Annotated in this window: 12 protein-coding genes and 2 pseudogenes; 7 read left to right on the top strand and 7 right to left on the bottom strand. The window is 65.8% G+C overall.

Annotation, left to right across the window (positions count from 1 at the left end; genetic code table 11):
- The 5 genes from KBZ15_RS04280 to topA all read right to left on the bottom strand — a co-directional run.
- On the bottom strand, positions 1 to 190 hold a 190-nt coding region (locus KBZ15_RS04280), incomplete at its 3' end, for a twin-arginine translocation signal domain-containing protein (RefSeq protein ID WP_255013680.1).
- A gap of 10 nt (positions 191 to 200) precedes the next feature.
- A complete protein-coding gene (locus KBZ15_RS04275) occupies positions 201 to 1,340 on the bottom strand; it encodes a nicotinate-nucleotide--dimethylbenzimidazole phosphoribosyltransferase (RefSeq protein ID WP_255013678.1) in 1,140 nt (379 codons plus the stop codon).
- 8 nt (positions 1,341 to 1,348) lie between these two features.
- On the bottom strand, positions 1,349 to 2,014 hold the full coding sequence (locus KBZ15_RS04270) for a DUF2232 domain-containing protein (protein ID WP_255013676.1): 666 nt from the start codon (positions 2,012 to 2,014) through the stop codon (positions 1,349 to 1,351).
- Positions 2,014 to 2,487: a hypothetical protein gene (locus KBZ15_RS04265; RefSeq protein WP_255013674.1), complete on the bottom strand. Its 474-nt coding sequence runs from the start codon at positions 2,485 to 2,487 to the stop codon at positions 2,014 to 2,016. The genes KBZ15_RS04270 and KBZ15_RS04265 overlap by 1 nt, the downstream gene beginning before the upstream one ends.
- Positions 2,487 to 5,219, bottom strand: a complete 2,733-nt coding sequence (gene topA, locus KBZ15_RS04260; RefSeq protein WP_255013683.1) for a type I DNA topoisomerase — start codon at positions 5,217 to 5,219, stop codon at positions 2,487 to 2,489. Before topA ends, KBZ15_RS04265 begins: the two co-directional genes overlap by 1 nt.
- A gap of 110 nt (positions 5,220 to 5,329) precedes the next feature.
- Between topA and KBZ15_RS04255 the strand changes: the two genes are divergently transcribed.
- From KBZ15_RS04255 to KBZ15_RS04225, 7 genes are all read left to right on the top strand, one after another.
- Positions 5,330 to 6,889, top strand: a complete 1,560-nt coding sequence (locus KBZ15_RS04255; protein WP_255013671.1) for an NAD(P)H-quinone oxidoreductase subunit N — start codon at positions 5,330 to 5,332, stop codon at positions 6,887 to 6,889.
- A gap of 5 nt (positions 6,890 to 6,894) precedes the next feature.
- Positions 6,895 to 7,569, top strand: coding sequence for an ABC transporter ATP-binding protein (locus KBZ15_RS04250; RefSeq protein ID WP_255013670.1), 675 nt, complete (start codon positions 6,895 to 6,897; stop codon positions 7,567 to 7,569).
- 6 nt (positions 7,570 to 7,575) lie between these two features.
- The gene (locus KBZ15_RS04245; protein WP_255013667.1) at positions 7,576 to 8,283 is read left to right on the top strand and encodes a peptidylprolyl isomerase; all 708 of its coding nucleotides are present in this window, start codon (positions 7,576 to 7,578) and stop codon (positions 8,281 to 8,283) included.
- 119 nt (positions 8,284 to 8,402) lie between these two features.
- Positions 8,403 to 11,402, top strand: coding sequence for an ABC transporter transmembrane domain-containing protein (locus KBZ15_RS04240; RefSeq protein WP_255013665.1), 3,000 nt, complete (start codon positions 8,403 to 8,405; stop codon positions 11,400 to 11,402).
- Positions 11,399 to 12,544, top strand: a complete 1,146-nt coding sequence (locus KBZ15_RS04235; protein WP_255013662.1) for an HlyD family efflux transporter periplasmic adaptor subunit — start codon at positions 11,399 to 11,401, stop codon at positions 12,542 to 12,544. Before KBZ15_RS04240 ends, KBZ15_RS04235 begins: the two co-directional genes overlap by 4 nt.
- 8 nt (positions 12,545 to 12,552) lie before the next feature.
- Positions 12,553 to 12,840, top strand: coding sequence for a hypothetical protein (locus tag KBZ15_RS04230; protein ID WP_197148367.1), 288 nt, complete (start codon positions 12,553 to 12,555; stop codon positions 12,838 to 12,840).
- The gene (locus KBZ15_RS04225; RefSeq protein WP_255013659.1) at positions 12,819 to 15,332 is read left to right on the top strand and encodes an adenylate/guanylate cyclase domain-containing protein; all 2,514 of its coding nucleotides are present in this window, start codon (positions 12,819 to 12,821) and stop codon (positions 15,330 to 15,332) included. The genes KBZ15_RS04230 and KBZ15_RS04225 overlap by 22 nt, the downstream gene beginning before the upstream one ends.
- 857 nt (positions 15,333 to 16,189) lie before the next feature.
- Here the strand turns inward: KBZ15_RS04225 and KBZ15_RS18620 are convergent.
- Both KBZ15_RS18620 and KBZ15_RS18615 read right to left on the bottom strand, forming a co-directional pair.
- A pseudogene (locus KBZ15_RS18620) lies at positions 16,190 to 16,465 on the bottom strand (hypothetical protein); the annotation flags it as partial.
- Between the two features lie 413 nt (positions 16,466 to 16,878).
- Positions 16,879 to 19,260: pseudogene (locus KBZ15_RS18615) on the bottom strand (tandem-95 repeat protein); the annotation flags it as partial.
- Between the last annotated feature and the right edge of the window lie 15 nt (positions 19,261 to 19,275).

The following is a 19,275-nucleotide window of genomic DNA, read 5'->3' as shown; positions in this document are numbered from 1 at the left end:
CCGCCGCGGGATTGGCCAGGGCCCGGGAACGCCAGGGGCCAGGCAGCTGCTTCAGCCAGGCAGCCGGCAGCTCGCCCTCCACCTGCAACAGCTCGGGACCATCGGCGGGGCGGCAGGCGGCCAAAAGGCCGGCCGCCGCCCCCAATTGCAGCAGCTGGCGGCGGGAGAGCGATCCGAAGACAGGAGCCATGGCAGCGACCCTAAACACCGAGCTCGATCCGGCAAGCCCGGTCGCAAGCGGCCGCCAGGGCAGCCGGATCCCGACCGGCCAATTGCCACAGCAGGGCCAAACCGCCAGCTCCCACGCCCTCCTTCACATAGCCGCGCTCGTAATCGCGCAGGGCAGGGCTGGTGCAGCCGTGGAAGCGCAGGTCGGCCACCGCCAGCCGCGGCCGCACCTGCCAGAGCGTGCCAATGCGCTCCAGCAACAGGGCCAGATCACTGCCGGGCTCCTCGGCCACCCAGGCCGTGGTGGCCACCACCAGCCGCTGCGCCAGGGCCGGCCGGGCCGCCGCCGGCGCAAGGGCCAGGGCCAGGGCCAGCACCGCCGCCATCTGGCTGCCGCCGGCCAGCAGCACCGGCGCACCGCTGGCGGCAGCGGCGCCCACCAACCCAGCCGCCAGCGCCTGCATCGGATCGCCCACCGCCGCCAGCACCGCCAGGGGATCGGCCCCAGTGCCAGTCCCTGCCCCTGCACCTGGCCCAGCCAGGCCGGCAGCGGCGAGCCCCCGCCGCACCAGGGCCGCCTTGAGGCCGTGAGCTGGCTGGCGCAAGCTGCCACTGACCAGCCCCCCAGCCCCAACTCCCAGGCCCTCCAGCACCGCCAGGGCCGTGCTGGTGCCGCCCGGCACACACTCGGCCAGCAGCAGCGGCTCGGCCGGGTTCCAGTCCCGCCCCCAGTGGCGCCCCCGCTGCAGCAGGGCCGCTACCCGATTTGGATCCAGGGCCTGGCCGCTGCTGAGGCAGCGGGCCGGGCCGGCACTTTCCAAGCCGGGGAGGCGCAGGTGGGGCACGGCCGCAGCTATCGGACAGCCCAGATCCACCACCCGGGTGCGCTCCAGCAAGCCCAGCTCCCGCAACACCACATGGCTGATCAGGGCTGGGCTCACCCCCGCCGGCAGCTGGGGCAGAGCGTGGCTCCGGCCGCTGCCAGGCCCCTGCAGCAGCAGCTCGGCATCGGCCGCCGCCGTGCCGAGTCGGGCCTCGGGGGTGGCGCCGGCGGCCGAGATCCCTGGCACCGCGGCCGTGTCGGTGGCGGCCAGCAGCACCAGGGTGCGGGTGGCCCGCCAGCACTCATGCCAGCGCTGGCGCCAAGCCCCGGTCCATGGGTCGGCGGCCACGGGCCCGCTCAGAGGGGATCGAGGGCCACCAGGGCCCGCAGGGATTGGGGCGGCTCGCTGATCGGCGCCTGCAGGCGCGCAAAGATCCAGTAGGCCACCACGTGCAGGACCAGCACCACAATCAGGTTCTGCACCCAGACCAGGGCCAGCGCAGCCAGCTGCACCTGGGCCAGTTCAACGCCAGTGGCCAGGCCCAGCACGCCTGCAACCTTCTCCAACAGACCGGCGGCCGCGCTGGTGATCACCACCCAGAGGTTTTCACCGACCATCACCGACAACACCAGCACCCGCACCAGGAAGCCAGCCACACCGATCAGGCTGCCGACGCTCCAGCTCAGCCACCAACTGGCGCGCCAACCGGACCTGGCCCGCCAACACCAGCCCAGCCAGAGGGCCAGGGAGCCATAGGGGAAGATCACCAGGGGACCCCGGATCGGGCCCATCAGGGCCACCAGCAGCAGGGCTGTCACCACCAAGCCCTCGACGGCACAGCGCCAGCCATGGCGCAATTGCAGCAGGGCCAGGGGCAGGGGCAGGGCCAGGCGAAACAGGGGGCTGCCAACCGGCAGGTAGTAGAGCGCCACCCAGAGCAGGGCCGTGGCGGCGGCCAGATAGGCGGTGTCCATCAACTGGCGCGCCTGGCGCCGGTTCAGCTTGCGGGAGGGATCCCCCATCAGCGCGGCGCCGGTGCGGGGCTGACCGTGGGCGCAGCGGCGGGAGCGGCTGGGGAACCGATCCGCTCGATCATCTCCACCTCAAAACGCAGACCGGCCGCCCGCAGGGCTTCGGTCACCGCCTCGGCGGGGGCCGCCGGATCGGCCGCGGGCAGCTGGATCGTGATCCGGTAGGGGGCGGGTTTGCTGGGGGCGGTGTTACTGGAAGAGGTGTTACTGGGAGAGCTGTTGCTGGGGGAGGGGGCCTGGGGCGCGGCTGGCCTGGCTTTGGGTTCTGGGCCTTTGCTGGCTGGAGTTTTCGTGGCCGTTGCCGGGGCTGGGGGCTTAGGGCCAGAGGGCGCAGGAGTGGGGGCTGGAGCTGGCGGCTCCGAAAAGCTGCCGGCCAACTGGTCCCCAAACGGCGTGCCGCTGCAGCCCGCCAGCAGCAGGCAGCCGGCCACCAGCACCAAGCTTCGGCGGCCGGCTGCAGTCATCAGCGATCGGCCGCCTTGATCACCCGCACGGCACTGGCCCGCAACCGGCCGGTCTTGGTGGTGGTGGGGGCCTTCTTGGCTGCGGGTGAAGCGGCGGCAGGCTTCTTGGCCGCTGGCTTGCGGCCCTTGGGCTTGCCAGTGGCAGTTTTGCCAGAGGCAGTTTTTCCAGAGGCAGCCTTGGCGGCCAGCAGCTCCACCGCCTGCTCCAGGCTGATGGTGTCAGCGGTGGTGCCCTCCGGCAGCGACGCATTCAGCTTGCCCTGCTTCACATAGAGCCCGTAGGGACCATCGAACAGCTGGATTGCCTCCTCGCCGCCCTCGGGGGTGCCGAGATCCTTGAGGGCCGTGCGGCCACCCCGGCCCTTCTTGGGCATGGCGAGCAGCTCGATGGCGCGGCTGAGGCCCACCAGCAGCACATCGTCCTCAGCCTTGAGGGAGCGGTAGTCCTTCTCACCCTTGCCCTTGTGGTGCACCACGAAGGGCCCGAAGCGACCCAGCCCAGCCTCCAGCTTGCCCCCATCGGGGTGCTCCCCGAGGAGGCGCGGCAACCTCAGCAGGGCGATGGCGTCCTCCAGGCTGAGCTCCTCGGGCTTGGCCCCCTTGGGCAGGGAGGCCCGCTTCGGCTTGGGGTTGGCGTCGCTCACCTGGCCCCGTTGCACGTAGGGGCCGTACTGGCCAAAGAGCAGATACACCTGCTCCCCGGTTTCCGGGTCTTCGCCCAGGGTCTCGGGGCCATCGGCCTTCTGCTTGAGAATCAGCTCGGCCTTGTCGGCATCGAGATCGGCCGGGGTGATCTCCTGGGGCAGGGTGGCCTTGAGCAGCTCCTCGCTGCCGTCCTCGGCGACCCGCTTGGCCTCCAGGTAGGCGCCGAAGCGACCGATGCGCACCACGCAGGGGAGGCCCTCGAGCTCCACCGTGCGTGAGGCCCCCGGATCAATGTCGCCCTCCCGTTGGGCGACCTGGGTTTCCAGGCCATTTTCGCCCTTGTAGAAGCTCTCCAGGTAGGGCAGCCACTCCACCTTGCCGTGGGAGATCTCGTCGAGGCTGTTCTCCATCCGGGCCGTGAAGCTGGTGTCCACCAGATCCGGGAAATGCTCCTCCAGCAGGGCCGTGACGGCAAAGGCCGTGAAGCTGGGCATCAGGGCATTGTTCTGGAGGGTGGCGTAGCCGCGATCGACGATTGTGCCGATGATCGAGGCGTAGGTGGAGGGCCTGCCGATGCCCTCCTTCTCGAGCATCTTCACCAGGGCCGCCTCGCTGTAGCGGGCCGGCGGCTGGGTCTGGTGGCCCAGGGCTTCCACCTCCTTGCAGGCGGGGCTATCCCCCACCTTGAGGCTGGGCAGCAGCACCTCCTGGCCTTCGAGGGCCGCATCGGGGTCATCGGATCCCTCCACATAGGCGCGAAAGAAACCGGCGAAATCAATGCGCTTGCCGGAGGCACGGAAGCTGGCCAATCCCAGGGCGCCGCAATCCACCTGGAGCTCCACCGCCAGCATGGTGAGCCGGGCTTCGGCCATCTGGCTGGCCACGGTGCGCTTCCAGATCAGCTCATAGAGGGCCAGATCGCGGCCATCGAGGCCGGTGGCGGCAGGATCTCGGAAGCTGTCGCCGGCGGGGCGTATCGCTTCGTGGGCCTCCTGGGCATTGCGGGCCTTGGTGGTGAACTGGCGCGCCGCTGGGCTCAGGTATTCCTTGCCGTATTTGGCGGCCACGCAGCTGCGGGCGGCATTGATGGCCTGGTCGCTGAGGTGCACCGAATCGGTGCGCATGTAGGTGATGAAGCCACGCTCGTAGAGCCCCTGGGCGGCTCGCATCGTTTCCCGGGCCGAGAGTCGCAGTTTGCGGTTTGCCTCCTGCTGCAGGGTGCTGGTGGTGAAGGGGGGAACCGGTTTGCGCACGCTGGGCTTGGCCTCCACCTCGGCCACCCGCCAGGGGGCCTGCTGCACCGCCTGCTGGAGTTGGCGGGCCTCGGCCTCGGCCAGCAACCGCACCTTGCTGCCTGCCTTGAGGGCGCCGGTGGTCTCATCGAAATCGCTGCCACCGGCGATCTTGACGCCGCCGAGCTGGCTGAGCTTGGCCTCAAAGCCGCCGCCGGGCTGCTCCAGCCGGGCCTTGAGGTCCCAGTAGCTGCCGCTGCGGAAGGCCCGGCGGGCCCGCTCGCGCTGCACGAGCAGGCGCACTGCCACCGACTGAACCCGGCCGGCGCTCAACCCCCACGCCACCTTTTTCCACAGCAGGGGCGAGAGGGTGTAGCCCACCAGCCGATCCAGGATCCGCCTGGTTTCCTGGGCGTGCACCAGCTCCATGTCGAGCTCGCGGGTCTGATTCAAAGCCCGGCCGATCGCCTCCTGGGTGATCTCGTGGAAGACCATCCGCTTCACCGGCACCTTGGGGCTGAGCAGCTGCAGCAGGTGCCAGCTGATCGATTCGCCCTCCCGGTCTTCGTCCGTGGCCAGCAGCAGCCTGTCGGCACCCTTGAGGGCGTCCTTGAGCTCCTTGACCACCTTTTTTTTGTCCTTCGGCACCACGTAGAGGGGCTCGAAGTTGCTGGCGGTATTCACGCCCAGGTTTGCCCACTTCTCGCCCTTATGGGCCGCCGGAATCTCGCTGGCGTTATTGGGCAGGTCGCGGACATGGCCCATGGAGGCCTCCACCTTGAAGTCCTTCGGAAGGAAGCCGCGAATGGTGCGGGCCTTCGTTGGGCTCTCGACAATCACCAGGGTGTGACCCACAGACCAGCGCACAACCGCATACCTCTTTATCGCATCCACCGACCAGGTCCACCGCCCAGCACGGCTACAGTCCTGTTCGTCACGGCTCCCAGCTCACCGCCAACACCCTGATGTCTCTGCTCGGCGCCCTCTCCACCGTGGCCGATGCGATCGGCAGTGGTGCCAGCACGGGGGGCTTGAATCTGCAGCTGAATGCCGGCGCCATCGCCCCGGAAGCGGCGGTGTTGATCGCCCTGCTCAGCTGCCTGCTGGTGGATCTGGCCGGCGAAAAGGCCGCCAGCCGCTGGGTGCCCCCGATCTGTTACGCGGGCCTGGGCAGCGCCCTGGTGCTGCTGGCCCTGCAGTGGAACAACCCAAACCTGCAGCCCGCCTTCGTGGGCTCCTTCCTGGCCGACAACCTGGCCATCGCCTTCCGGGCCGTGGTGGCTGCCTCGACCCTGATCTCCCTGCTGTTGAGCTGGCGCTATGTGGAGCGCAGCGGCACGCCGGTGGGGGAATACGCCGGCATCCTGCTGGCCGCCACCCTGGGGGCAATGTTCCTGTGCGGCGCCACCGACCTGGTGAGCATCTTCGTATCGCTGGAAACCCTCTCGGTATCCAGCTACCTGCTGGCGGGCTACATGAAGCGCGATGCCCGCAGCTCTGAGGCAGCCCTCAAATACCTGCTGGTGGGCTCCGCCGCTGCGGCCGTTTTCCTCTACGGCGCCTCCCTGCTCTACGGCATCACCGGCGGCGGCACCGGCCTCGATGAGGTGGCGGTGGCCCTGCGCACCAGTGCCTCCCCGGTAACGGCCCTGGCCCTGGTGTTTGTGCTGGCCACCGTCGCCTTCAAGATCGCCGCGGTGCCCTTCCACCAGTGGACCCCAGACGTGTATGAGGGCTCGCCAACGCCAGTGGTGGCCTTCCTTTCGGTGGGCTCCAAGGCGGCCGGTTTTGCCCTGGCCCTGCGCATCCTGGTGGGCTGCTTTGAGAGTTTCGATGCCCAGTGGAAGCTGCTGTTCACCGTGCTGGCGGTGCTGAGCATGGTGCTGGGCAACGTGGTGGCCCTGGCCCAGACCTCTATGAAACGGATGCTGGCCTACAGCTCGATCGGCCAGGCCGGCTTCGTGATGATCGGCCTGGTGTGCGGCACCGAGGACGGCTTCGCCGCGATGGTGCTCTACATGGCGGCCTACCTGTTCATGAACCTGGGCGCCTTTGCCTGCATCATCCTCTTCTCGCTGCGCACCGGCAGCGACCGGATTTCTGACTACGCCGGGCTCTACCAAAAGGACCCCCTGATCACCCTGGGGCTGAGCCTCTGCCTGCTTTCCCTCGGCGGCATCCCGCCGATGCTGGGCTTCTTCGGCAAGATTTATCTATTTTTTGCCGGCTGGGCCGACCACCAATACCTGTTGGTGGTGGTGGGTTTGGTCACCTCGGTGGTTTCGATCTACTACTACATCTCGGTGATCAAGATGATGGTGGTCAAGGAGCCCCAGGAAGCCTCAGACGTGGTGAAGGCCTACCCGACCATCTCCTGGAGCGTGGCCGGCCTACCGGCCCTACGCACCGCCCTGGTGGGTTGCGTGATTGTCACCGCCGTGGGCGGTATTCTCTCCAACCCCCTGTTCACCTGGGCCAGCCAGGCCGTCACCGGCACGCCAATGCTTGTGCAGGCGATCGGTTGAGCCCCATGAGCTCACCCGTGGCCCAGCTCGAGGCCGTCGACAAGGTTTACGGCAGTGGCGACACGGCCGTTCACGCCCTCGACAAACTCGATCTCACCGTCAACCGGGGGGACTACCTGGCGGTGATGGGGGCCTCTGGCTCGGGTAAGAGCACCGCCATGAACATTCTGGGCTGCCTGGATCGGCCCAGCAGCGGCAGCTACCTGCTCAATGGCACCCCGGTGGAAGGGCTCAGCGATGACCAGCTGGCCGACCTGCGCAACCGGGATCTGGGCTTCGTGTTTCAGCAGTTCCACCTGCTGCCCCAGCTGAGCGCGCTCGAGAACGTGATGCTGCCGATGGTGTACGCCGGGGTGCCGGCCGCCGCGCGACGGGAGCGGGCCCAGGCGGCCCTGGAGCGGGTGGGCCTGGGCCAGCGGCTGTACAACAAGCCCAACCAGCTCTCCGGAGGCCAGCAGCAACGGGTGGCCATCGCCCGGGCGATCATCAACCAGCCGGCCCTGCTGCTGGCCGATGAACCCACCGGGGCCCTCGATTCCCAAACCACCGCCGAGGTGCTGGACATCTTTGATGCCCTGCACCAGGGCGGCATGACCGTCGTGATGGTGACCCACGAAGACGACGTCGCCGCCAGGGCTGAAAAGATCGTGCGCTTCCGCGACGGCCACATCCTGGGATGAAGGAAATTGGCGACCGACTGGTGCTCTGAGCTCAACAACAGCGATCTGGCCCGCTGGGGACTGCTCGATCAGGTGGCCAGAGAGCGCTGCATCGATCGACTGCTGAGCAACCGGCCCCTGCCGGCGCCTGAGTTGTTGTTGCAGATGCGCCAGGAACTCGAGCAGAAGCTGGGGCTGCTGGATCCGGAGCGGCGCAGCCAATGGCTTCAAAAGCATGGCCTCAGCGAAGAGGAGCTGGACCGCATGGCAGCCCGCACCTGGCAGTGGTTGGGGTGGTGCCGGGAGCGCTGGGGCAGCGGGCTGGAGACAATTTTTCTACGCCGCAAGGCCGAATTCGACCGGGTGAGCTACTCAATGCTGCGGCTGCGTGATGCCGAACTGGCCGCCGAGCTCTACCAGCAGATCAAGGAGGGCGAGGCCCTATTTTCCGACCTGGCGAGCAGCTTTTCCGAGGGACCGGAGAAACACAGCGGCGGCCTGCTGGGGCCGGTGCCCCTCAGCCAGCCCCATCCGGCCCTGGCCAAACTCCTGCAGGTGAGCAAGCCGGGGCAGCTCTGGCCGCCGAAGCGACATGAAGGCTGCTTCGTAATTGTGCGCTTGGAGAAGCTGCTGCCCGCCAGCCTCGATGCGGCCCTGCAGGAAACCCTGCTGCTGGAGGAGGGGGAGCGGGCCCTGCAGCGCCAGCTGCAACAGCTGGCGGCCCAGCAGAAATAATCAGCAATTGCTCACACTTCAATTAGCTGGCCCACGCAAATCGGGGCGTTGCAGCCAAAATCCGCGCCAATGATCAACGTCCCCACCAAGCCGCTAACTTGGCCCCTGGATGAGGGGCTTTGGATTTAGCAATTGCCCTGCGGGTTCTGGCCGGCTGGCCCCCCTTCAACCAGCTGCAGCCAAAAGAGCAGGCCCGTTTAGCCGAAACCCTCCAGCCGCTGCAGTTACGGCCTGGCCAGAAACTTTTTGAGCACGGCAGCCTGCCGCCGGGGGTGGCCTATGTGGTGAAGGGCCAGCTGCGGCTGCTGGCCCAGGACGAAAACGGCGAACCCTTCACGCTCAAGCGCATCGATCCGGGCTCCATGGTGGGCGAACGCAGCCTGCTGCGGGGCACGACTGGCCTGGCACTGCAGGCCGCCCTGCCCACCCAGCTGTGGCTACTGCCGGCAGACGCCTTTTTGGCGGCCCTAGACGAGCTGCCCAAGCCCTGCCCGCCGCTGGCAACCCCCAGCCTGGAGGAGCTCTACGCCGCGCTGGCCGCCAGCCCCCGGCCCAACCTGCCGCCCCGCCAGGCCCTGCGGGACTGGGCCTCCAACCAACTGCAGGAGCACTTCGGCGACCAGCAGGTGTTGCTGCTGCCCCCAGGCAGCCACAGCCTCCAGGCCGGCGGCGGGGCCTGGCTGGTGAGCTCGGCCAACTTCGAGGGCCTGGAGCCGGGCGCAGAGGTAATGGGCCCGGTTGAACTGTTTGTGCGCGGCAAGCTGCCCGGCCGGCTGGTGGCCCAACCGCCGGGCTGGCCGCCCGATCGCCTGCCGGCGGCGATGGTGGTGGTGGGCGGGGATCTGGCCCTGGATTCCGAGGTGCTGGAGCCGGAATGGGTGGAGAGCCCCGGCGCGATCGTGGCGGTGGAGCGGCAAACCGATTCGCTTGAGGATTGGTATGGACGCCTCAGCGACGACGGCAGTTTCCCCCAGGCCCGCGGCGAGGGGCCGATCGATGAACCGATGGCCTGCCTGCGCATGCTGGCGCGGCACTTCGACCTGCCCTTCCGCAAGGACGTGTTGCGCCGGATCCTGGTGTCCCAACACCAGCGTCAAGGCGATGCGGGCATCGCCTTGACCCAGCTGGCGGCCGTGTGCGACCTGATGGGCCTGCGGGCCTCGCTGCTGGAGGTTTCGGCGGCCCAGCTGCCGCGGCTGCCGCTGCCGGTGTTGGTGTTGCAGGAGGGCCACCCCCAGCTGCTCTGGGAGATCGGCGCCGACGATGCCCTGGTGGGCGATCCCCGTAGCAAGCAGGAGTGGCGCGGCCTGGAGGCGTTCACCAGTTCCACCGGGGATGGAACGGTGGCGGTGTTGGCGGTGGAGCGCAGTGCCAGCTCGCCCACGGCCCGTTTTGGCCTGAGCTGGTTTTTGCCGGCGCTCCAACAGCACCGCAGGATTTTGATCCAGGTGCTGATCGCCAGCTTCTTTGTGCAGCTGTTTGGGCTGTTCAATCCGCTGCTGATCCAGCAGATCATCGATGCGGTGATCAGCCAGGGCAACCTCAGCAGCCTCAATGTGCTCGGCACCCTGCTGGTGGGCATGGCCGTGGCCCAGGCGGTGCTGGGCGCCCTGCGCACCTATCTGTTCTCCGACACCACCAATCGGATCGACATCACCCTCGGCGCCACGATCATCGACCACCTGCTGCGCCTGCCCCTGGGCTATTTCGCCAGCCGGCCGGTGGGGGAGGTGAGCAGCCGCATCAACGAGCTGGAAAAGATTCGTCGCTTTCTCACCGGCACGGCGCTGACGGTGGTGCTGGACGCGGTGTTTGCCCTGATCTACATCGCCGTGATGCTGCTCTACAGCGTCAGCCTCACCTTCTGGAGCCTGGCGGTGGTGCCATTTTTCGTGGGGCTCACGGCGGCCACGGCGCCGATCATCCGCGCCCAGCTGCGCGACCAGGCCGAGGCCAATGCCCGGGTACAGAGCCACCTGGTGGAAACCCTCAGCGGCATGGAAACGGTGAAGGGCCAGGGGATGGAGCTGCACAGCCGCTGGCGCTGGCAGCAGCTCTACGGCGGCCAGATTCAGGCAGGCTTCCGCAACACCCTCACCAGCACCGCCGCCGGCTCGGCCAGCAAGTTTTTCGAGCAGCTCTCCGGCCTGCTGGTGTTGTGGGTGGGGGCGGGGTTGGTGCTCAAGGGCGAAATGACCCTGGGCCAGCTGATCGCCTTCCGCATCCTGGCCGGCTTTGTCACCAGCCCCCTGCTGCGCCTGGCCACCCTCTGGCAGAACTTCCAGGAAACCGCCCTGTCGCTGGAGCGACTCGCCGACATCATCGACCAGCCCGAGGAGATCGAAATTGCCGGCGAACAGCTGCCCCCCCTGCCGCCGCTGCAGGGGGGTATCAGCTACGAGGGCGTGAACTTCCGCTTTGGCAACCAGGGGCCCCTGCAGCTGGTGAATGTGGGCTTCGAAATCCCCGCCGGTGCCTTCATCGGCATCGTTGGCAGCAGTGGCAGCGGCAAGAGCACCCTGCTCAAGCTGCTCACCCGGCTCTACGACCCGCTTGAGGGCCGGATCCGCATCGATGGCTATGACATCAGCAAGGTGGATCTCTACTCCCTACGGGCCCAGATCGGCGTGGTGCCCCAGGACAGCCTGCTGTTCGACGGCTCGGTGCTGGCCAACCTGTCGCTGACGCGCCCCGATGCCTCCTTTGAGGAGATCTGTCTGGCGGCCGAGGTGGCCTGTGCCCACGAGTTCATCCAGGCCATGCCAGCTGGCTACAGCAGCTCGGTGGGCGAGCGGGGGGCTGGCTTGAGTGGCGGCCAGCGCCAGCGGATCGCCATTGCCCGCATGGTGCTCAAGCAGCCGCGGTTGCTGATTCTCGATGAGGCCACCAGCGCCCTCGATGGGGTAACCGAGAAGCAGGTGACCCGCAACCTGATGGAGGCATACCGGGGCCGCACGGTGCTGTTTATCACCCATCGGCTCGGAGCCCTGCGCCACGCCGATCAGATCCGGGTGATGGATCAGGGCGCCCTGGTGGAGCAGGGTGCCCACGCTGAGCTGATGGCCCTGGGCGGCCGCTACGCCACGCTCTACAGCCAGCAGGAGGCGGCGCTGGTATGACCAACCTGGGCAAACGCAGCAAGGCCGCGCTGGTAGCAAGGCCCCTGGATTACCAGGAGGTACGTCTCAAAGCTGCACCGGTGTGGAGCCAGGCGGTGGTGTGGACGATCATCGGCACCGCCTCGCTCGGGTTTATCTATGCGGTCGCCGCCAAAATTGATGAGGTGGTGGTAGCCAACGGCACCATCCAGGCCCTGGGAGCAGCCCGGCCGATCATGAGCCCCGCCCCGGGGGTGGTGAGCCAGATCTTCGTCAAAGAGGGCCAGTCGGTGCGGGCTGGCGAACCGCTGCTGCGCTTTGATCCGGAGGTGAGCCAAACGCGGCGCAACACGCTGCAGCAACAGCTGCGGCTGGAGCGCCAGCGCTTCCAGGAGCAGGAGCGGGCTTTCAGGGCCCGCGAGCAGAGCCTGGGCTCACGCACCGAGAGCCTGGAGGGTTCGGTGGAAACCGAGCGGGTGATCCTCAGCCAGATCGAACCGCTGGCCCGCGAAGGTGGAATTCAAACGGTGCAGGTGCTGCAGCAGAAAAACAAGATCCAGCAACTGCGCTCGGAAATCGCCCAATCGGAGGCGAATTTGCGGGAGGTGCAGGCCGAACTGGTGAAGCTGCGCCAGGAATCGCTGCGCAACCTGAGCGACCTGGAGCGCCAGCTGGTGGAAGTGAACAAGGCCCGGGAATATGAGATGTTGCGCGCACCGCTGGCGGGGATGGTGTTCGAGCTCAAACCATCCAGCCCGGGCTATGCGGCCAGCGCCAACGAAACCCTGCTGAAGGTGGTGCCCAGCGGCACCTTGGAGGCGAAGGTGTTTCTCACCAACCGGGATGTGGGCTTTGCCCGCCCTGGCCAGGAAGCCCAGGTGCGGGTAGACGCCTTTCCCTTCACCCAGTTTGGCTCCATCCCGGGCCGGCTAAAGGCGATCGGCACCGATTCGCTGCCGCCCGATCCAGAGAACCCCCTGCCACGCTTTCCGGCCTACGTGGCCCTAGATCGGCTCTACCTGGAGAACAGCGGCACCCGCCACCAGGTGAGCTCCGGCCAAACCGTATCGGTGAATCTGGTGGTGCGCGAAAAACGCGTGATCACCCTGCTCACCGATGCGGTGCAAAAAGCGATCGACTCCCTGCGCCGCATCCGTTCCTAACCGCTGCCATGACCGCCACTCCCCGCCCCACTGCCGAACGCGTCTCCAGCTTTTTGCAGTGGTTTGAAAGCCTCCAGCCAGACGATCAGCACCACCTGATGGGCCTGGTTTACAGGGAGAAAAAGATCCGCGATGTGGTGCAGGCACTGGCCTCGATGGCCCAGGAGCAGCGCCAGGAGGTGTTCCAGCGGCTAGGCCTGCCCCAGGATGTGCTCTCCCGCATGCCACCTCCAGATCCAGCCGCGATCAGCGATGTAGTTGTGGAGTGGGAAGAATGGAAAGCTCCAGCCAGCTGAGCTCCGGCGGCCCAGTGCCCCGGCCCAGACGACGCAGCCCCCGCCTGCGGTGGCTGGAGAATCTGCGCGATCGCCTGCCCCAGCGCAGCAGCCTGCCCCAGTTGATGTTCGCCCCCTTTGCCACCCAGCTGCTGCTGGCGATGGCGCTGGTGCTGGGATTGAGCTATCAGATGGCGGGGCGGATCATCAACCAGCTCACCAGTGAGCTGGGGGGCCAGATCGGCGAGCGGGTGCTGCAGGAGCTGAATGCCCAGCTCAGCGCCCCACGCCAGGTGAACGCCATCAATGCCAGGTTGCTGGGCAGCGGCCTGATCAGCCCAGGGCGGGTGCTGGAGCTGGGGCCACTGCTGCAGACGGAGATGGAGCAGTTCCAGGGCCTGGGCTATGTGCAGCTGGCCCGCCCCGATGGCACCTACATCGCCCTGGAGCGCAACCAGCAAACCGACGAGCTGGAACTGAGCCGCCAGGGGCCGGGATCGGGCTTGCGCCCCATGATCACCGCCCGAGCGGGCGCCGACGGCCAGCCGGGAGAGGCGATCCGCAGCCAGAGCTTTGATGCCCGGCAGATGCTCTGGTATCAGAGAGCCGTGGGCAATCCGGAGGCAATCAGCGGTTTTTCCGTGCCATTCGGCTCCGCCAAAGCTGCCGCGGGCGTGGCCGGCGCCGACATCTGGCCAATCCAGATCACCCGCTTTCTGCAAAACCTCCAGATCGGCAAGGGGGCGGCGGTGCTGGTGGTGGACCAGCAGGGATTTGTGGTGGGCAGCTCCAGTGCCCAGAAGCTCTATGGGATCGAGGGCGGACGCCTGGTGCGCCAACGGGCCACCGAAGCCAGCGACCCGCTGGTTCGCGGCATGGCCCAGCTGGTGAAACCACGCTTTGGCCAGGAACTGGCGGAGCGTCGCAGCATCAATGGCAGCGCCAGCATGGTGGTGACGCGGATGTGGAACGACCCCTCCGGCATCCGCTGGCAGGTGGTGGTGGCCACGCCGGAAGATAACTACCTGGCAGCGGCGAAAAACACCCTGGCCACCAGCCTTGTGCTGGTGTTGATGAGCTTCGGGGTGGTGGTGCTGGTGAGCCGGTTCACGGCCAAGCTGGTGAGCTCACCATTGCAAAAGCTGGCCGGCGCCGCCGATGCGATGGCCAAAGGTGAGCTGGATCAACGGCTGAGTGGCAGCGCCATCGATGAGGTCAACGACCTCACCCTGTCGTTCAACGGCATGGCCGGCCAGCTGCGCCAGAGCTATGGCGATCTGGAGGCCTCCAAGAACTACCAGGAGTCGATCCTCGAGAGCATGCCCAGCGGCGTGATCACCTTCAGCGAGTCTGGGCTGGTGCGCACGGCCAACCAGGCGAGTTGCCGGATCCTCGGCTGCGAACTGGAGCAATTGGTTAACCGGGCCGCCACGGAGCTGTTTGGCGGCCCTAACGGCTGGCTGGCATTGCAACTGCAGGAGGTGCAGCACAGCGGCGAGAGCCGCCAGCTGCTGGATACGGAGCTGGCACTTGCCGCTGGCACCACGTCGGTGAATATCACCCTGCAGCCGCTGCAGGATCCCCGGCTGGGCACGATTGGCGTGATCCTGATGCTCGAGGACATCAGCGAGGAGAAACGGATCAGGGGCACGATGGCCCGCTACATGGACCCCCTGATCGCCGAGCAGCTGCTGCGCAGCGGCTCCGACACCCTTGGGGGTGTGGAGAGCATGGCCACGGTGTTGTTCAGCGATATCCGCAGCTTCACCAGCATCACCGAAGTGCTGGGCGCCCAGGGCACGGTGCGCTTCCTCAACGACTACTTCACCTTGATGGTGGATTGCCTGCAACGGGAAGGCGGAATGCTCGATAAGTTCATCGGCGACGCCGTGATGGCCGTGTTTGGCCTGCCGGTGGCGGGCGACAGCGACGAGGATCAGGCGATCCGCTCGGCGATCGCCATGCAGGAGGTGTTGGCGAACTTCAACAGCGAACGCCAGACGCGGGGGGAGCAGCCGATCGGGATCGGCATTGGCCTGCACACCGATGCGGTGGTGAGCGGCAATATCGGCTCCCCCAAGCGCATGAATTACACGGTGATCGGCGATGGCGTGAACCTGGCGGCGCGGCTGGAATCGGCCTGCAAGTTTTATGGCGCCAAACTGCTCGTGAGCGATGCCACCCTGCGGCGGGCCAAGGGCCGATATGTGAGCCGGGAAGCAGACCAGGTGGTGGTGAAGGGCAAGAGCGAGCCGGTGCTGGTGCATGAGCTGCTGGATTTCAGCACCGAAGCGAGCTTCCCCAACCGCGATGCGGTGTTCGCCCGCTACGGCGCGGGGCTACAGGCCTACCGGCAGCAGCAGTGGACAGAGGCGATGGGCGCGTTCCAGGCGGCACTGGCACTGCACCCAGGCGACCGGCTGAGTGCGCTCTACCTGGAGCGCTGCGAGCACCTGCAACAAAACAACCCCGGCCCGGACTGGAACGGGGTGTGGGTGATGGAGGGCAAGTAGCCAGGGGCACTTTTGCTCAGGCGAAGCGCTGTCCCAGGGCCAAGCTGAGCTCAAGCAGGCTGATGAGTGAGGCCTTGTCGGTATTCATGCGCTGGCGCAATTCCCGCTGACGCCTCTCGAGGCGATCGCCCACGGGGTGCTGGCGCAGGTCGGTGCCGGAGGGCCGGTTGATCCAGCTGCGCAGCTCAACGAGCTGGTCGGGCCCAAGCGAGGCGATGATGCCATCAAGGCCCTGGGGCTGCAGCTCGGCCTGCATGCGGCCAAGGCTGTCGTAGATGGGCAGCTCCTGGCGGAGGTGCGGGTCGTAGAGCGGCAGGTCGTGGGTGCCCGTCTGGTTGCTGACCCGCTCCACCAGCTTGCGCAGGTGGGGCTCCAGATCGGCCTGGCTGGGGGCGGCAGCGGCACTGAGGCTCATCGGCAGGGCCTGCTCAGCCAGGATCTCGAGCTTGTCCGCATCCACCCGGGCCGCCACCAGGCACTGCAGCCCGGCCGGGGAAAGCAGCTTGAACACCACCACGATGCGCTCGGCCGTCGCCGCGGCCACCTGGGGTGCGGCAGGCAGCAGCTTCCGCACCCAGCTGCTGAGCCTGCCGCCGCCGAAGCGGTTGATGGCGTAGAGGCTGGCGCCACCGAGTGCCAGGGCTTCCAGCATGCCGCTGGCCAGGCCGGGTTCAATGCCCAGTGCTTGCGACACAAACGCCAGCGTGCGGGACTCGTCTGTGGTTGTGCTCCTGGTGCCGTTGCCGTTGCCGGCGGCAGCGCCTTGGCCATCGGCTGGGAGGCTGATCAAGCCGGAGCTGGTGGCCCAGGTGATTAGGTCATCAAAGGCCCGCTTGGCATAGGCCAGCACCAAGGAGCTATCGGGCTTGGTAGAGCCGGATCCAGCATCCAAGCCGGAAGCGGCGCTCGAATCGGCCGTGGCTACTACTGAGGCGGCGGTTTCTCCTGAGGCGGCCTTTACTGCGCCGGCTTCTTCGGCGGCCGTGGTTTCTAGGGTGACTGTTTCTCCCGGGGCGGCGACCGAAGAAGCAAAGGTGCTGTCGGTGGAGCCCACCGAAGCAAGTTCGAACACACCAGATTGGGCGACTGGTTGGCCGCTGGATTGGGTGACTGGCTGGCTGCTGGGTTGAGTAACCGGTTGGTTGCCGGGTTGGGCGACTGGTTGGGTAACTGGCTGGCTACCGGGCTGGCTACCGGTTTGGCCACCGGGTTGGCCGTCTCCAGACGGAGATTCCGGCGCGACGAGTTTATAGAAAAGGCCAGGATCAGATGCACTACCAGCCACTAAGTCATTGTCACCTAATTCGTTATCAGTTAAGTAGAGATGGAGGGACAGCTTGCCATCTAGGCCCTCAACGACCACGGCGCCATTTCCAACGTATTTCCCATCGCCATCTTGCTGGCGCATGAATTTAAACCATACGCCAGAACCGACCTTCTCAGATATAATTAGCTTACCATCAAGACCCTGCAGCCCTACCTTGCCGGGGTCGTCGTCAGAGACCAGCAGCTGCGCTGAGGTGTAAGCGACCGCAGCGTTGTCCGTCGCGACGTTCACCGTCACGGCCCCTGCTACGTTCGAGATCACCGTGCCATAGCTCGCCGCGTAGGTGAAGCTGGCTTCACCGGTGAAGTCGGCATCCGGTGTAAAGAGCACCGTGCCGTCGTCTTTCAAGACGGCGGTGCCGCCGGCGCCGCTGGTGACACTGGTGACACTGGCATTGGCAATCGTCAGCGCTTTGCCGTCTACATCCGTCAACATTTTGCGTTTTCCATCTGTCAATACTGTCAATACTCCATACCTAGCTTTTGCAGCTTGAAAAGCAGCCCAGGGGAGATGCTTCGCGAATACGACCACATCACGCTCTAGGCCCTCCAGACCCGGCTGTTCAGGCAATTCAATTATCACCTTCAACTGGGTTCCAGGCGAATCAGTATCAGCATCCATCAAGCCTCCGTTTTCGTCTTTTTCGATGTCAAGGGTGAACGCTACTGGAGCCCCGAGCAACACGATCTCAGTCGACGCGCTTTCATCTTCTGAATCACTGGATACGGCAATGTCCAACTCCTCCAATGTAGGAATTGGAATCCGAACCTCAACCAACTCGCCGTCAACCAATAATTCAAGCGCGAATGCACTAGGGGCACCTGAAGCATCCAAAAGAACTTCCGCCTGGTTGACGCTCTTTATCTCAAATGTACTTTCCTCGGAGACAGAGAAGCTTTCGATGTCTATCTTAACTTCCACCACTTCTATCGGCTGAGTTGCAACGGTGGTGACAGTGCCGTTCACGGTGGCGGAGGCGCTACCGCCATGGCCATCGGAGGCTGTGTAGTCAAAGGAGACAGAGCCGGTGTAACCAGAATTGGGTGTGAAGGTGATTTCCCCTGTAGCACTGACATTGACGACGCCATTAGTTACAGCGATCTGCTGCTGTATACCAGTGAGTCTGGTGTCAGCAATCGAGGTAATGGAGAGGATATTGCCATCTGGATCGGTGTCGTTGGCGAGGAAGTCTAGAGAAGAGGTGGTGGCATCTTGTGCGACCGTGAAGGTGTCGTCAACCGCAACGGGCGGGTCGTTGACCGGCGCGACATTCACCGTCACGGTCGCGGCGTTCGAGGTCTCCATGCCGTCGCTCACCGTGTAGGTGAAGTTGGCGGTGCCGTTGAAGTTGGCGGTCGGTGTGAAGGTCACCGTGCCGTTGCCGTTTAGGACTGCCGTGCCGCCCGTGCCGCTGGTGACGCTGGCAAGCGTCAGCGTATTGCCGTCTCCATCGGTGTCATTGCCCAGCAGATCGGAGCCGGTGTAGGTGACCGGGGTGTCTTCTGTGGCGGCGAGGGTGTCGTTAACAGCAACGGGCGTGTCATTGACGGGGGTGACGTTCACCGTCACGGTCGCAGCGTTCGAGGTTTCCGTGCCGTCGCTCACCGTGTAGGTGAAGCTGGCGGCGCCGGTGAAGTTAGCGGTCGGCGTAAAGGTCACCGTGCCGTTACCGTTTAGGACTGCCGTACCGCCGGTGCCGCTGGTAACGGTGGCAATCGTCAGCGTCGTGTTGGCATCTCCATCGGTGTCATTACCCAGTAGATCGGCGGCGGTGTAGGTGACCGGGGTGTCTTCTGTGGCGGCGAGGGTGTCAGCGCTTGCAACCGGTGCGTCATTGACCGTACTGACGGATGGATCAACGGATACCGGTTGTCCATTGGTGCTGCCGTCGTTGGGCGTCAGCGTGAAGGGAGGCAGATTGCTGCCGTCATTCACCAGGGCCAGACCAGCGGCAGTGAGCAGCACCTGGCCGGTGTTTTCTCCGGTGCCCAGGCTGTAATTGGTGGTGTCGTCGAGAGTGACGGTGACGGAATCGCCGTCGGCATCGCTGGTGGAGAAGGTGGCAACCACCGAGCCCACTTCATTGCCGGCGGCATCTTCTGTGAAGGTGGTGGTGCTCTGCAGCGTCAGTAGCGGCAGGTCATTGACGGTGGTGATGCTCAGGCTGATCAGCTGAGTTTCGGTGTTGCCGGCATCGTCTATGACGCTGACGGTGAAGGAATCGCTGCCGTAGAAGTCGCCATCAGGCGTGTAGCTCCATAGGCCGCTTTCGCCATTGATGGATGCGCTGCCGTTGGCGGGGCCATCGGCAATCGTGTAATTGGGAGCCGTGTCACCATCAGCGCTGTCGCTGAAGATCAGTGTTCCGGTGATCGAACCGCCATCTTCTGAACCGGTGCCGGAGGTATCACCGGTGAAGCTTCCCGCGTCAGCATCTGGATTGATGCTCAGGCTGATCTGCTGAGTTTCGATGTTGCCGGCATCGTCTGTGACGCTGACGGTGAAGGAATCGCTGCCGTAGAAGTCGCCATCAGGCGTGTAGCTCCATAGGCCGCTTTCGCCATTGATGGATGCGCTGCCGTTGGCGGGGCCATCGGCAATCGTGTAATTGGGAGC

Origin of the sequence: Cyanobium sp. BA20m-p-22 (assembly GCF_024346275.1) — a bacterium.
GTDB lineage: Bacteria > Cyanobacteriota > Cyanobacteriia > PCC-6307 > Cyanobiaceae > Cyanobium_A.
Note: the sequence above shows the minus strand (reverse complement) of the source record. Positions and strands in the feature narration are given on the sequence as shown.